The sequence below is a fragment of the Dactylosporangium sp. CA-152071 genome, assembly GCF_050936335.1.
GTDB lineage: Bacteria > Actinomycetota > Actinomycetes > Mycobacteriales > Micromonosporaceae > Dactylosporangium > Dactylosporangium maewongense.
This window is the reverse complement of the sequence record NZ_JBNJMZ010000001.1, coordinates 3,454,738-3,468,665: the sequence shown is the minus strand read 5'-3', so window position 1 is coordinate 3,468,665 and position 13,928 is coordinate 3,454,738. Positions and strand designations below refer to the sequence as shown.

The window sequence follows — 13,928 nt, the reverse complement described above, 5'->3', positions numbered from 1 at the left end:
TTTCGCTCAAGTTGAGCGCGGTCCCGGTGTTGCGTTTGTGGCTTTTGTCAGTCCACCAATCTTGCCTTGATCAATAATCCTGTCGCGAGTCACTCGCGTCCTGCCACTCCTTGCCACCAAGATTGTGCCCATGGTGGTGTTCGGTGCGCAGGTATGCGGTGATTTGTCGGTAGGAGCGGAGCGTGAGTGGCTGATTCCTGACGGTACCGGCGGCTACGCGATGGGCACCGTCTCCGGGTTACGAACCCGCAGGTACCACGGCCTTCTGGTGGTCGCCGAGCCCGGGCAGCCGGCCCGGCGGCACCTCGGCCTCGCCGCGCTCGACCCCGTCCTGACGCTGCCGTCCGGCGCCACTGTGTCGCTCGCCACGCATGAGTGGGACGGCGGTGTCGTCAGCCCCGAGGGCCACACCCTCCTGGAGCGTTTCGAGCTCGTCGACGGCCTGCCGCGGTGGCGCTGGCGGATCGGGCCGGTCGTCCTGGAGCGCGGTCTCGCCATGGTCCACGGCAGTCCGCACGTCGGCGTCGTGCACCGGCTGCTGAGCGCGCCCGGCCCGGTCACACTGACGCTCAAGGCGCTCGTCACGTGGCGCGACGCCCACGGCGAGCGGGGTGCTTCCGGTCCGCCGCCGGTCGTCGCGTCATCCGGCGACGGTGCCGTCGTCGAGCGCGCGTTCCGGCTGCACGGCCCTTCCTGGGAGCCGGGCGGTCAGTGGTACCGGGGTGCCTATGCCCGCGAGGAGGCCGCCCGCGGGCTCAACGCGGCCGAGGACCTCTGGTTCGCCGGCCAGTTCCGCGCCGAGCTGCGCCCCGGCGAGGCCCTCGAGGTCGAGGCGTGGGCCGGCGACGGCCAGCCCCGCGGCGCACAGCGGATCATCGACCGTGCGGAGGAGCGCGGCCGTGCCCTGGTGCACGACGCTTCCGACGCGGTGGATGCCGCTCTGGTACTGGCGGCCGACGCGTTCGTCGTCGCCGGTGCGCAGGGCGCGCCGGACGTCGTCGCCGGGTACCCGTGGTTCGGCACCTGGGGCCGCGACACGATGACCAGCTACGAGGGGCTGTTCCTGGCGACCGGCTGGTGCGACGAGGGCCGCGAGCTGCTGCGCGCCTACGCCGCCACCCTGTCCGAGGGCATGCTCGCCAACACCGCCGACACCGGGCAGACGGAGTACAACACCGTCGACGGCACCCTGTGGTTCCTGCACGCCGTCGAGCGGCACGTCACCGCCACCGGCGACGAGGACCTGGCCCGGGAGATCCTGCCGGGCCTGGAGCAGGTGGTCGCCGCGCACGTCGCGGGCACCCGCTACGGCATCCGGGTCGACCCCGCCGACGGCCTCGTCACGCAGGGCGCCCCCGGCGTCGCGCTCACCTGGATGGACGCCCGCGTCGACGGCGTCCCCGTCACGCCGCGGGCCGGCAAGCCCGTCGAGGTGAACGCGCTGTGGATCAACGGGCTCGCCGCCGTCGCCGGGCTCAAGGAGCGGCTCGGCGGCGACGCCACCGGGCTGCGCCGCCTCCGCGAACAGGCCACGGTCAGCTTCGGGGCACGCTTCCGGATCCCGCACCCCGCCGGCGGGCAGGACGCGGCGCCGCTGTTCGACGTGGTCGACGGCCCCGGCGGCGACGACCCGTCGACCCGGCCCAACCAGCTCCTCGCCTGGAGCCTGCCGCACGCCCCGCTGCGCGGCACGCCCGTGCCGGCGCGGCTGTCCGACCTGTTCACGCCGCTCGGGCCGCGCTCCCTGGCGGCGGACGACCCGGCCTTCACCGGCGCGCACCGTGGGTCGCCCGGCGACCGGGACCGCGCCTACCACCAGGGGACCGTGTGGCCCTGGCTGATCGGCCCGTACGTCGACGCGGTCCGGCACGCTCCGGGGGGCGACGACCGGGAGCTGCTGGCCGGTATCGAGGCACACCTGGACGAATGGGGCGTCGGCTCGGTCAGCGAGACCGCGGACGGACAGGCGCCGCACCGGGCGACAGGATGCCCGTTCCAGGCCTGGTCGGTCGCGGAGAGCCTGCGCGTCCGACGGAATGTCGGTTGACCGTTACACCCTAGAAATGAGATTTGCCTCCCTGGTAACCCTCGCCCGGCAGGATGAGTCTCAAGCCCACCCACCGCGTCACACGCGAGACCGATTTGCGTGTGTCAGCGTTGGCGCGCGTGGGTAACAGGGCGGGCGTTTTTGATCGACAACTCAACTGTGGGGGCGGCCACGTGGACCAGACCATCGGCAAAGCGGCGACACCGATGAGAATTCTGATGCTCTCGTGGGAGTATCCACCCGTCGTCGTCGGCGGGCTGGGAAGGCACGTGCACGCCCTCGCCACCTCGCTGGTGACGGCGGGCCACGAGGTCACCGTCGTGACCCGGCACGCGCCCGGCGCTCCCCTGGAGGAGTACGCCGAGGGCGTCCGGGTCGTCCGCGCGGCGGAGGACCCGCCGCTGTTCCCTCTGGCGACCTCCACGCTGCTGGCGTGGACGATGGCCTTCAACCACACCCTGACCCGGGCCGCCCTGCGCGCCGCGGCCACCGGGGAGTACGACCTGATCCACGCCCACGACTGGCTGGTCACGCACACCGCCGTGACCCTCAAGGAGTGCCTCGACCTGCCGCTGGTCGCGACCATCCACGCCACCGAGGCCGGCCGGCACCAGGGCTGGCTGCCCGACGAGATGAACAAGTGCATCCACTCCGTCGAGTGGTGGCTCGGCCACGAGGCCTGCCGGGTGGTGGTCTGCTCCGAGTACATGCGCTGGGAGGTGACCCGGCTGCTGGACCTGGCGCCCGCCCGAGTCTCGGTCGTCGCCAACGGGGTCGACTCCAGCGTCTGGAAGGCGCCGTCCCGCGCCGTCAACGCCGCCCGCGCCCGCTTCGCCGGCGAGGGTCCACTCCTCGGTTACGCCGGCCGCCTGGTGTACGAGAAGGGCGTGCAGGACCTCATCGCCGCCCTGCCCGAGCTGCGCGCCCGGCACAACGGCCTGCGGGTCGTCATCGCCGGTGACGGTCCCCACCGGGCGGAGCTCCAGGAGGACGTGCGGCGGCTGCGGCTGCAACGCGCTGTCAGCTTCGCCGGCTTCATGGGGGAGGGCGAGCTGCCCGCGCTCATGGCCGCCACCGACGCGCTCGTCGTGCCGAGCATCTACGAGCCGTTCGGCATGGTGGCGCTCGAGGGTGCCTCCGCCGGCGCGCCCCTCGCCGTCGCGGCGACCGGCGGCCTCGCCGAGATCGTCCAGCCCGGCGAGACCGGCGTGACCTTCCCGGCGAAGACCCCGGACGCGCTCGCCGCGTCCGTCGGCACCCTGCTGGACGACGAGCCCTTCGCCCGCCGGGTCGCCCAGAAGGCCCGCACGATGGTCGGCCAGAAGTACGGCTGGTCCACGATCGCGGCCAAAACCGCCGACGTGTACCGCACCGCCATCACCGAGGCGCCCGGCTTCGCCGCGAGGCAGGCCGCCGCGGTGCTCGAACACGGACGGCCGCAGATCGTCGTGCCGGACGGCAACCTTCTGACGATCTGAGTCGCATCTTGAACGGCCCCGGCGAGAAGTTTGCCGGGGCTGTTCGCATATGGGGTCTCGCGCCGCAGCCGGATGGCGATTAGGGTTCCTGGGGTACAGCGACCGGAATCGATCGGGACGGCGGTTGGGTGAGCGGGACGGCTGACGAGGTCCTCGGTAACAGGTACCGGCTGATCGCGCCGGTCGGGACCGGGGGCATGGCGGTCGTCTGGCGGGCCCAGGACCTCGTGCTCGACCGCGACGTGGCGATCAAGCTGCTCGCCGAGGAGCTCGCCAACAAACCCGGCAACCGGGAGCGCATCCGGGCCGAGGCGCAGGTCGTCGCCCGCCTCCAGCACCCCAACATCACCGCCGTGCACGACTACGGCGAGGCCGGTGACCTCGCCGCGGGCCGGCACGGCCGCCGCCCGTACGTCGTCATGGAGCTCCTCGAGGGCGAGCTGCTGTCCAACCGGCTGCGTAGCGGGCCGATGTCGTGGCGCCGCGCCACCCAGATCTGCGCCCAGGTCGCCGCCGGGCTCGCCGCCGCGCACGAGCGCCACGTCGTGCACCGCGACATCAAACCCAGCAACATCATGCTCACCGCCGCCGGCGCGAAGATCCTCGACTTCGGCGTCGCCGGGCTCACCGGCTCGTTCGACCCCGACGACGAGGACGGCACCGTCTTCGGTACACCCGCCTATCTCGCGCCGGAGCGGCTCCTCGGCGGCGGCGTCATCCCCGCGACCGACATCTACACCGTCGGCCTGCTCGTCTACCGGTGCCTCACCGACCGGCTGCCGTGGCACGCGGACACGCCGACGCAGATGATCGCCAACCACGTGTACGAGCCGCCGCACCCGCTGCCGGACATCCCCGGCCTGCCGGCGGGCATCGCCCAGCTCGTCGGGCAGTGCCTCGCCAAGGACCCCGACACGCGGCCACCCGCGGCGTACGTCGCCCGCACCCTCGCCGCCGCCACCGGCATCCACGTCGTCCTACCCGGGGAGGACGGCTCCTCCACGCAGGAGGTCCACGCGCCCGCGGTCCCGGTGCCACGGCACCGGGAGGCGCCCGAGCCGACCTTCGGCCGGGAGGTGACGGTCCCGCGCAGCCGGCGGGCGGCCCGGCGCCGCAGCCGCCGCGCCCTCGCCGGCTCGGTCGCCGCCGTGGTCCTCGCCGTCGGCGCCGGCGCGCTCGCCGTCTGGAAGCCGTGGGCGCCCCGGCCCGCGTGCAGCATCGACTACTACAGCCGGCCCGAGCCGGTCGAGAACGTCGACAAGGCCTTCGCCTCCCGGATCGTCATCGCCAACTCCGGCAACCGGCCCGTCAAACCGTGGCAGCTGCACTTCCTGCTCCCCGGCGGGCAGGAGGTCACGCACGTCAACGGCGGCGTCGCCAGCTGGCAGCGGGTCGGCGGCGGCGTGCGCGTCACCGGCGAGATCGGCATCCCGCCCGGCAAGGCCGTCACCATCGGCATGAACGGCGCCAACGGCGTGATGCCGATGCCGACGAGCTTCTCCGTCAACGACGTCGCCTGCGACACCCGCTACGCCGAGGGCCGGCGCGGCACCGTCCTCCCGCCGATCACGGACCTCGTCCCGGCACCGGAGAACGGCAGCCGCCCCACCGCCAGCGTCCCGCCGGAGGGACCGCCGGACGGCGGACCGCCCGGCGGGTTCGACGGCAACCGGCCACCGCCCCCGCCGCCGGGCGAGGACGACTTCGGTGGCGGCGGCGGTCCGCGCCCGTCCGGGCAGCCGACCGGCAGCCGCCCCGCGAGCTCCGCGACGTCGGCGCCACCCCGGTACGTGCCCGGCCGCGCCTGACCTCTGCGGCCACGGCGCCTTCGCGTTACGTTCGGAGGCGTGCGGTTCCCTGGTCCTGTCGGGTTCGTCTTCGGCGGCGGCGGCGTGCTCGGCGCGGTCGAGGTCGGCATGGCCCGGGCGCTGCTGCACGCCGGGATCCGCCCCGACCTCGTCGTCGGCACCTCCATCGGCGCGTTCAACGGCGCCGCCGTCGCCGCCGCCCCGGACGAGCGCGTCGCCGACCGCCTCACCGAGCTGTGGGTGTCGCCGGAGGCCCGCACCGTCTACGGCGACTCGCTGCCCCGCCAGCTGGGCCGCTTCGCCCGCCGGACCCACCTGCACTCGCCGGCGCCGCTGCGCCGGCTGCTGACCCGCGAGCTCGGCGCCGACACCACCTTCGACGACCTGCCGGTGCCCTTCCAATGCTGCGCCGCCAGCATCGAACGCGCCGCCGAGCACTGGTTCGACAAGGGACCCCTCGTCGAGGCGGTCCTGGCGAGCTCCGCCGTGCCCGGGCTGCTGCCGCCCGTCCACCTCGGGGATGAGCACTTCATCGACGGCGGGATCGTCAACTCCGTGCCGGTCGGCCGCGCCGTCACCCTGGGGGCCCGCACCGTGTTCGTCATGCAGGTCGGCCGGATCGAACGGCCGCTGCGCCCGCCGCGCCGGCCGTGGGAGGTCGCGCAGGTCGCGTTCGAGGTCGCCCGCCGGCACCGCTTCGCCCGCGAGGTGGCCGAGGCGCCGCCCGGCGTCACCGTCCACGTCCTCCCCACCGGCGGCGGCTCCGCACGCGACGACTCACCGCTGTCCTACCGCAACATGACCCTGGCCCGGGCCCGCATCGACCGCGCGTATGAGGCGACGCGCGCGTACCTGTCGTCATGATGCCGCCCCGCTGGCTGCGCCGCGTCGTCATGGCCCCGGTGTTCCTCGCGGTCATCATCGCGGTCCTGGCCACGATGCCGGTGTGGCTGCTGGTCGCGGCGCTGGCCGCACCGTTCGGGTCCGGACGGCTGCGCGCGCTGCGGGTCACCTGGATGCTCGCCGTCTACCTGCTGCTGGAGGCCGTCGCGCTGGTCGTCCTGTTCGGGCTCTGGGTCGGCAGCGGGTTCGGCTGGAAGCTGCGCGGCCCGCGGTTCCAACGGATGCACTACGTCCTCACCGGGCGGTTCCTGCACGTGTTGTACGACCAGGCGCGCTGGGCGCTCGGCGTCAAGGTCGCGGTGGTGGGCACCGACCCGGACGTGGCGGCACCGGGCCGGCCAGAGCTCGTCTTCTGCCGGCACGCCGGCCCGGGCGACTCGTTCCTGCTCATCCACGCGCTGGTGAACTGGTTCGACCGGGAGCCGCGCATCGTCCTCAAGCACACCCTGCAGTGGGACCCCGTCATCGACGTCATGCTCAACCGGCTGCCCAACCTGTTCCTCACCGACGGCGGCGGCGACCCGTCGCACGTCGCCCGGCTCGCCACCGGCCTCGACGACAACGACGCCCTCGTCCTCTTCCCCGAGGGCGGCAACTTCACCCCGACCCGCCGCGAACGCGCCATCCAGCGCCTGCGCGACCTCGGCCTGCACGCGATGGCCGAGCGCGCCGCCCGCCTCCGGCACGTCCTCGCACCCCGGCCCGGCGGGACCCTCGCCGCCCTCGACGCCGCCCCCGAGGCGGGGGTCATCTGGGTCGCGCACACCGGCCTCGACAGGCTGCTCACCGCCGGCGACGTGTGGCGGCACCTGCCCCTGGACCTGACCATCACCATGCGCTGGTGGTCCGTCGACGCCGCCGAGGTGCCGGCCGGTGACGAGCAGCGGGTCGACTGGCTGTACGAGTGGTGGGCCCGCATCGACACCTGGATCGACCGGCACAACTGACAAGGCCTTCCCGGGGGCTCGTGCGGTCGCGGGGCGGCGTTCGTGGAGAATGGCCCGATGCGATTCGGCTTGCTGGGCACGGGACACTGGGCTGCGAAGACACAGGCGGTGGCCCTGGCGGCGCATCCTGACGCCACGCTCGCCGGCGTCTGGGGCCGCTCCCCGTCGAAGGCCGCCGCGCTCGCCGAGCCGTTCGGGGCCAAGGCGTATGACGACGTCGACGCCCTCCTGGACGACGTCGACGCGGTCGCGGTCGCGCTCCCGCCCGAGATCCAGGCGAGCCTCGCCGCCCGGGCCGCCCGCGCCGGCAAGCACCTCCTGCTCGACAAGCCGCTCGCGCTGACCGTCGAGTCCGCCGCCGCCGTCGTCGAGGCCGCCGACGCGACCGGGGTCGCGTCCGTCGTGTTCTTCACCAACCGCTTCATCCCCGCGGTCGACGCGTTCCTGCGCGACAACGCCGCGCTCGGCGGCTGGTACGCCGCGCACGCCACCATGTACGCCTCGATCTTCCAGCCCGGCAACCCCTATGCGGGCTCGACCTGGCGCAAGGAGCACGGCGGGCTCTGGGACCTCGGCCCGCACGCCCTCTCGGTGATCCTGCCGCTGCTCGGCCCCGTCGTCGACCTCAGCGCCGCCGACGGGCCCCACGACACCGTCCACCTCCTGCTCCGGCACGACAGCGGCGCCGCGAGCACCCTGTCGCTGACCCTGGACGCCGCTCCCGACGCCACGTCGTTCGGGTTCTCGTACTTCGGCGAGCACGGCGCCCTGACGCTGCCCGCGTGGGGCACCGACACCCCCGTCGACGCCTTCGGCCACGCGGTCACGGCCCTGATCGCCGCGGCCGCCGGCACCCCGCACCCGTGCGACGTCCGCTACGCGGCGCTCATCACCGGGATTCTGAGCGCGGCGGACCAGGCCCGCCGCACCCAGACGATCGTCACCGTCTGACGTTCCACCGGGTTTCAGCCGCTTCTGCGCCGGTTTCAGCGCATCCGGGCGGGTTTCAGGGGATCCGGGCGGGTTCAGCGCATCCGGGTCACCGCGTCGCGGATGCGTCGCACGTCGCGGATGCGTCGCTCGTACGTCGTCGCGAGGGCCACCAGGACCAGCCCGGCCACGGCGAGCGGGGCCCACCGGGGGAGCAGGTCCCAGTACACGGCGACCTCGTGCAACGCGACGACCGTCAGCACCAGTCCGCCGGTGACGGCCGGCGCCTGGAGCCGCCGCACCGCCCCCACGACGACCACGACCAGCGCCCCGGTCCCGAGCAGCAGTCGCCGCACGGGTTCGCCCTCGACCACCAGCACCGATGCGAGGCTCGGCCCGAACGCCGCGAGCAACGCCGGCCCGAACGCCACCCAACTCCCGAGCGGCCGCTGTCCCACCACCGCCCGCTTCCGCGTCGCGTACCAGCCGACGCCCGCCGCGACCGCGCCCGCCGGCAGCGTGTACGCCTCCAGCAGCGCCACCTCGTTCGAGGCCAGCACCAACCAGTACGCGACCAGCTGCGCCGCCCCGGCCACCCCCGCGAACGCGACCCTGGGGCCGCCGGCGAGCGCCCGCAGCCCGAGCGCGAGCCCCCAGAGGCTGCTGATCCCGGCCATCGCGGCGAGGTCCCCGCTGGTGAGCAGGAACGCCACCACCGCCGTGGCGTGCGCGACCACCTCCAGCACGAGCCCCTCCCAGGCCCGCCCGTTCCGCCCCTGACCGTCCCGGACCTGCCCGACGCCGCCCTGGGTCCAGCCGCCCTGCGCCGCTCCTGCTCCTGCGCCTGCCGGTGCCGCTTGCACGGCTTCCGTCTGTGCGGCCCCTGCGTGGATGGCGGCTGCGGCTGCTCCTGCCGCCGCTGCTTCCGTCTGCGCGATCCGTGCCTGCGTGGCCCCTTCGTGCATGGGCCCCGCCTGCGTGGCTCCTGCCTGCGTGGGCCCTGAGGGCGGGGCCCATGCGTGTGTGGCCTCGGCCTGCGCGGCTCCCGTTTGCGAGGCGGCCGCCGGTGAGGCGCCGTAGTGCCCAGGGACGACCTGTGCGCCGCCGCCCTGCACGCCGGTTGCGGCCGGGCGCAGCCGGCGGACGACCACCGACGCCGCGAGGACGGCGGCGGCCGCGAGCAGGACCCAGTAGCCGGCCCATCGCAACGGCAGCTCCGCCGCGCGCGCCGAGGCGAACGCCAGCCAGCCGGCGCTGACCGCACCGACCAGCCAGCCGACCGTCCTGGCCGCCGCGGTCCGCCCCGCCACGCCGACGACCGCGCCCGTCACCAGGACGGCCGCCAGAGCGGCAAGGGTGGCCGGTCTCGTCGCGAGACACCCGGCGAACCCGGCCCCGGCCGTGAACCAGCACGTGAACGCCCCCACGTTCACCCGCATCACCCGCGCACCGGGCCTGACCAGCGCCGCGGCAAGCGCCGTGCCGAGCCCGCCCGCGAGCGTCACCGCGGGCACCACCGGCCATGGCGCCTCGGCAGCCAGGCACCCCAGGACAACGGCCATGGTGAGCGGTGCCCCCGCGAGCGTCCACACGGCCGTCCGGGTCCGCCGGGCGACGAGGACCGCCAGCACCGCCACCAGCCCGAGCGCCGCCGCGGCAGGCCCCGGCCCGAACGCCTGCGCCTCCCCGGCCCACCAACGCCCGCCCGGATCAAGCCCCACGCCGCCGGGCGCCCCCTGCCAGACGGCCCCGAGCCACCGGTACGGCCGCACCAACGTCTCGAACACCGCAGGCACCACCGCGATCAGCACGACCGCCGCAGGGACGACCCCGGGCAGCACCGCCGTCACCAGCCATGCGCCCGCCGTTCCTCCCGCGGCAGGACCCCCGTCGCGGGCCCGCCCCCACCCGGCCGCGCCGGTCGCCGCGAACCACACCGCGAGGATCACCCCGGCCGCGAACACCCCGAACGGCAACCGCCCCCCATCGGCCACCGACAACCCGACCGCGGCCAGCGTCACCCCCAGCCCCCCGAGCGCGACCCCGAGCACCCCCGCCCAGCCGACCCCACCCGACCCGTCCGGTCCCACCCCGGTCGTCCCCTGCCCCGCGCCGATCCCGCCGTACGCCGGACCGACCCCGCCGTGCTGCGCCTCGGACGTGCCCTGCGCTGCGCCGATCCCGCCGAACGGGGCCTCGGGCGCGCCCTGAACTGCGCCGATCCCGCTCTGCGCTGCCCCGACCTCGCCCTGCGCCGCGCTGATCCCGCCCTGCGCCGCGCTGATCCCGCCCTGCGCCGGGCCGGTCGCGCCGTGCGGCGCTGGGGACGTGCTCTGCGGTGTGCCCATTCCGTTCCGGGTCCGGGCGAACCTGCCCAGGGCCACGGTGGCCAGGACCGTCGCCAGCGCCAGGCCGCCCGCCGCGCCGAACATCGGCGCCGGCACCGACCACGCCTCACCGTTGGTGGCGAGCCGGACCGCGGCGGCCGCGAGCAGCGGCAATCCCGCCAGCCCGATGGTGATCCCCGGCGCCGCGAACCTGGCCGACCCGCTCCGCGCTGCGAAGACCGCACAGATCACGGTCAACCCGGCCATGGTGAGCAGCGTCGCCAGGGGCGTGTCCAGCCCGACGAGGACCGCGTGCGCCGCCACGACCGGTAGCGCCGTCGCCGCCCACCACCCGGCCGGGATTGCCGTCCGCGCCCGGTCGGCGACGGGCGACGGCTCCTGCAAGGGTGTTGCGGGCGACGGGGCGGCGAGTCCGACCACAGGCGTAGGCGCGGGCCGGGTGGACCAGCGCAGCGCGGTGACCGTGAGGGCCGCCAGGACCGCGAAGTCGAGCACGGACACCACCGGCAGCGGGGCGTCGAACGTGCCCGGGACGGCCAACGCGAGCAGCACCAGCGTCGGCCAGACCACCAGGCGGGACCGGGTGAGGACGAAGACGGCCGCGGCGACGGGCAGCAGAGCGGCCGCCACCTGCCAGGAGAAGATCCGTGCCAGGGTGGACGCCGGGCCGTGCCAGGCGGGCAGGGCCGCGTCGACGGCCGACCCGGCGGCGAACAGGGCGGCGTAGGCGTAGGGGACCGCGGTCGTGCCGGCGACGACGTACGCGCCGACCCGGGCGCCCGCACGGACCCGGGCGGGCAGCACGGTCGCGGCGAGCGCGAGCAGCACCGGCACGCACGCGAACGCGATGGCCCGGTGGTCCGGGAGCACCTCCGCGAGGATCCGCACCGCGACGAGCGCGACGATGCCGACCGCCACCGCGGTGCCGACGTGCGCGGTGGTCCGGTGGGCGAGGCCGGCGGCGACGATGACCGCGGCCAGGGCCAGCATCGCCCCGCCGGCGCCGAGCGCGCCGGTCACGCCGTCCACGGTGGACAGTGCGAGCAGTCCCAGCGGCGCGGCGGTCGCGACCGCGATCCCGGCGCCGACCCAGGCGGCCTTCTCCACCGTCCGGGCGAGCAGCACGTCGAGCGCCGCCACCGCGACGAACGTGAGCGTCCAGCCCGTCGCCTCGAAGGACCTGCCGGCCGCCAGCAACGGCAGCACCGGCTGCACCGCGAGGAGGGCCGCGAAGCGGGGACCCCGCAAGCCGGTTGCGAGCGCATACCCGCCGGCGACGACGGCGGTCACCCCGAAGACCAGTCCCGCGTACGTGCTCGGCCGGGTCGTGTCGGCGAGCCCGGCGAGGTTGACGTACCAGGCGGCGTAGCCGTCCAGCAGCACGAGCAGCAGCCCCAGCGCGGCGAACGTCTCGGCCGTGGACCGCAGCCCCCGCGCCAGCGCGAGCGGCGGCACCGCGAGGGTGACGACCGTGACCGTCGCCAGGATCGCGGCCCGGCCCAGCACCCCGAAGCTCGCCCAGGCGACGGCCGCGAACACGATCGCCGCGCTGCCGAGCAGCAGGCCACCGAGGATGAACAGCAGGTTTTGCACCGTGCGGGGGCTGGCCTCCGCCGCCGGCGCCGCGGCCGGGGGCACCGCGGCCGGCCCGTGGACCGCCGGACCGCCCGGGCCCGGCACGAGCACGGGGCGGATCGGCGGCTGCGGGGGTGCGGGCGCCGGCCGTACCGACGCCGCTGCCGCCTCGGAGAGTGCCCGGCGCGCCATCTCCACCGCCTGGCTGACCCGTGCCGCAAGCATGTTGCGCTGTGCGCGCACCGCGTTCAGCCGCTGGACCGCCGCCTGGTACTTGGAGCGTGCCTCGTCGAGCTCCGCGCGGGCCGCCTCGACCTCGACGAGCAGCTCGCCGGCCCGGGCGCCCAGCCGCACCACCTCCGCGGCGTCGGGGAACGGCGGGCGACCGCAGCCGGAGCAGCCGGCGTCAAGGTCGGCCTGGCCGCCGCAGAACGGGCACGGGTACGTCGTCATGGTGATCAGGATGACGCCGCAAGGTGGTTGCGGGTATCCGGTGCCCTACTCATCCCCGTCTGAGTAACAGGATCTTCCTGTCCGGTGTGTGACGGGGCATGCTGGCTGGATGCGGTTGCTCACCGAGGCTGAGTACAAGGCGACGATGGAGCCCGAGCCGAAGCAGATCGGCCCGGACGACGAGCCGCCCTTCGACTTCTGGCCCTACTTCGACGCGATCCCCGAGGAGGACCTTGGCGGGCACGACTTCAGCGAAGGAAGCGTCAACTACGCGTGGCAGATGCCCAACGGCGGTCTGCAGCACGTCCTGGTGAACTGTGAGACCCCGAACGTCTTTCTGGTCCTGGTCCTCGACCTGCACACGCAGACCGTCCTCGGCCACTACCTGCTGGACATCTACGGCGTGTGACGCTACTCGTCCAGCCCTCGCTCGATCGCGTACCGCACGAGGTCGACGCGACTGTGCAACTGCAACTTGCCGAGGGTGTTCTGCACGTGGTTCTGCACCGTGCGGTGCGAGAGCACGAGTCGTTCGGCGATCTCCTTGTACGTGACGCCCTTGGCCACGAGCCGCAGCACCTCGGTCTCACGCTCGGTCAGCCGCGGCGTGTCCGGGTCCTCGGCCCGCGTCACGCTGGCCAGCCGCCGGAACTCGCCGAGCACCAGCCCCGCCAGCCCGGGCGTGAACACGGCGTCACCCTCAGCGGTCCGGCGCACCGCCGCGAGGAACTCCTCCCGTGCCGCGGACTTCACCAGGTACCCGGTGGCGCCGGCCTTGACGGCGTCGAGCACGTCCTGCTGCTCGCCGCTCGCCGACAGCATCAGGATCCGCACCTCGGGACACGAGGCGAGCAGCCCCTGGATGACCTCCACCCCGGACAGGTCGGGCAGCTGCAGGTCGAGCACCACGACGTCGGGCCGCACCGACCCCGCGATCCGGATCGCCTGCGCCCCTTCCCCGACCGCGGCGACGACCTCGTACCCCGCCTCGGCCAGATCCCGGGCGACACCCTCGCGCCACATCGGATGGTCATCCACCACCATGACCCGAAGCCGTCCCGCAGCGTCCACACGAGCACCCTATCGGCCCGCCACCGAACCAACCGCCCGCTCCCTGCCACCCAGGACCGCCACAACCATTCGGGTTCATGGAGACCCCGGCAACCGTGCGAACACCACCGAGGTTGATGGATGCTGCCCGGCGCCGCCGTGAGGTAAGAGGCGGCACCCAGCGAGGCGGCGATGGACGAGATGGCATTCAGCGTGACGGCGGAGCAAGAGGCGGCGTCGGTACGGCGCAGAGCCGGCGGAGCACTGCAGCGTCGGCTTGTCGTGACTACAGCTGGCACAGCATCAGGTCTTGCGTTACCGGGTCGCCTTCGGAGCGTCCTATGGGGCAGACGCTGACAATGCTCCGCGGAGGGTCGCGTACGGCCGCG

At 74.4% G+C, this 13,928-nt stretch carries 9 protein-coding genes; 7 read left to right on the top strand and 2 right to left on the bottom strand.

The window, feature by feature from the left end; genetic code table 11:
• Window positions 1-130 precede the first annotated feature (130 nt).
• The 6 genes from ACQEVZ_RS15465 to ACQEVZ_RS15440 all read left to right on the top strand — a co-directional run bounded on the left by ACQEVZ_RS15465 (window position 131) and on the right by ACQEVZ_RS15440 (window position 8,134).
• Entirely contained in the window at window positions 131-2,047 is a 1,917-nt protein-coding gene (locus tag ACQEVZ_RS15465) for an amylo-alpha-1,6-glucosidase (protein WP_433366827.1), read from the top strand.
• Between the two features lie 206 nt (window positions 2,048-2,253).
• Window positions 2,254-3,525, top strand: a complete 1,272-nt coding sequence (locus ACQEVZ_RS15460) for a glycosyltransferase family 4 protein (RefSeq protein ID WP_433366825.1) — start codon at window positions 2,254-2,256, stop codon at window positions 3,523-3,525.
• 128 nt (window positions 3,526-3,653) lie between these two features.
• Window positions 3,654-5,333, top strand: coding sequence for a serine/threonine-protein kinase (locus ACQEVZ_RS15455; protein WP_433366822.1), 1,680 nt, complete (start codon window positions 3,654-3,656; stop codon window positions 5,331-5,333).
• Between the two features lie 39 nt (window positions 5,334-5,372).
• On the top strand, window positions 5,373-6,197 hold the full coding sequence (locus tag ACQEVZ_RS15450; protein WP_360566903.1) for a patatin-like phospholipase family protein: 825 nt from the start codon (window positions 5,373-5,375) through the stop codon (window positions 6,195-6,197).
• Window positions 6,197-7,183, top strand: a complete 987-nt coding sequence (locus ACQEVZ_RS15445) for a 1-acyl-sn-glycerol-3-phosphate acyltransferase (protein WP_433376776.1) — start codon at window positions 6,197-6,199, stop codon at window positions 7,181-7,183. Before ACQEVZ_RS15450 ends, ACQEVZ_RS15445 begins: the two co-directional genes overlap by 1 nt.
• Before the next feature lie 57 nt (window positions 7,184-7,240).
• On the top strand, window positions 7,241-8,134 hold the full coding sequence (locus ACQEVZ_RS15440; protein WP_433366819.1) for a Gfo/Idh/MocA family protein: 894 nt from the start codon (window positions 7,241-7,243) through the stop codon (window positions 8,132-8,134).
• Window positions 8,135-8,208: 74 nt separating this feature from the next.
• On the opposite strand, the gene ACQEVZ_RS15435 is transcribed toward ACQEVZ_RS15440, so the two are convergent.
• The gene (locus tag ACQEVZ_RS15435; protein WP_433366816.1) at window positions 8,209-12,489 is read right to left on the bottom strand and encodes a PspA/IM30 family protein; all 4,281 of its coding nucleotides are present in this window, start codon (window positions 12,487-12,489) and stop codon (window positions 8,209-8,211) included.
• A gap of 109 nt (window positions 12,490-12,598) precedes the next feature.
• On the opposite strand from ACQEVZ_RS15435, the gene ACQEVZ_RS15430 reads away from it, so the two are divergent.
• Window positions 12,599-12,898, top strand: coding sequence for a hypothetical protein (locus ACQEVZ_RS15430; RefSeq protein ID WP_433366813.1), 300 nt, complete (start codon window positions 12,599-12,601; stop codon window positions 12,896-12,898).
• Between the two features lie 2 nt (window positions 12,899-12,900).
• Here the strand turns inward: ACQEVZ_RS15430 and ACQEVZ_RS15425 are convergent, their stop codons facing one another.
• On the bottom strand, window positions 12,901-13,533 hold the full coding sequence (locus ACQEVZ_RS15425) for a response regulator (protein ID WP_433376773.1): 633 nt from the start codon (window positions 13,531-13,533) through the stop codon (window positions 12,901-12,903).
• Between the last annotated feature and the right edge of the window lie 395 nt (window positions 13,534-13,928).

Bases quoted from the DNA above. Each gene is read 5' to 3' on its own strand.
- ACQEVZ_RS15465 (WP_433366827.1), top strand. From the start codon at position 131: ATGGTGGTGTTCGGTGCGCAGGTATGCGGTGATTTGTCGGTAGGAGCG.
- ACQEVZ_RS15460 (WP_433366825.1), top strand. From the start codon at position 2,254: ATGAGAATTCTGATGCTCTCGTGGGAGTATCCACCCGTCGTCGTCGGC.
- ACQEVZ_RS15445 (WP_433376776.1), top strand. From the start codon at position 6,197: ATGCCGCCCCGCTGGCTGCGCCGCGTCGTCATGGCCCCGGTGTTCCTC.
- ACQEVZ_RS15440 (WP_433366819.1), top strand. From the start codon at position 7,241: ATGCGATTCGGCTTGCTGGGCACGGGACACTGGGCTGCGAAGACACAG.
- ACQEVZ_RS15435 (WP_433366816.1), bottom strand. From the start codon at position 12,489: ATGACGACGTACCCGTGCCCGTTCTGCGGCGGCCAGGCCGACCTTGAC.
- ACQEVZ_RS15430 (WP_433366813.1), top strand. From the start codon at position 12,599: ATGCGGTTGCTCACCGAGGCTGAGTACAAGGCGACGATGGAGCCCGAG.
- ACQEVZ_RS15425 (WP_433376773.1), bottom strand. From the start codon at position 13,533: ATGGTGGTGGATGACCATCCGATGTGGCGCGAGGGTGTCGCCCGGGAT.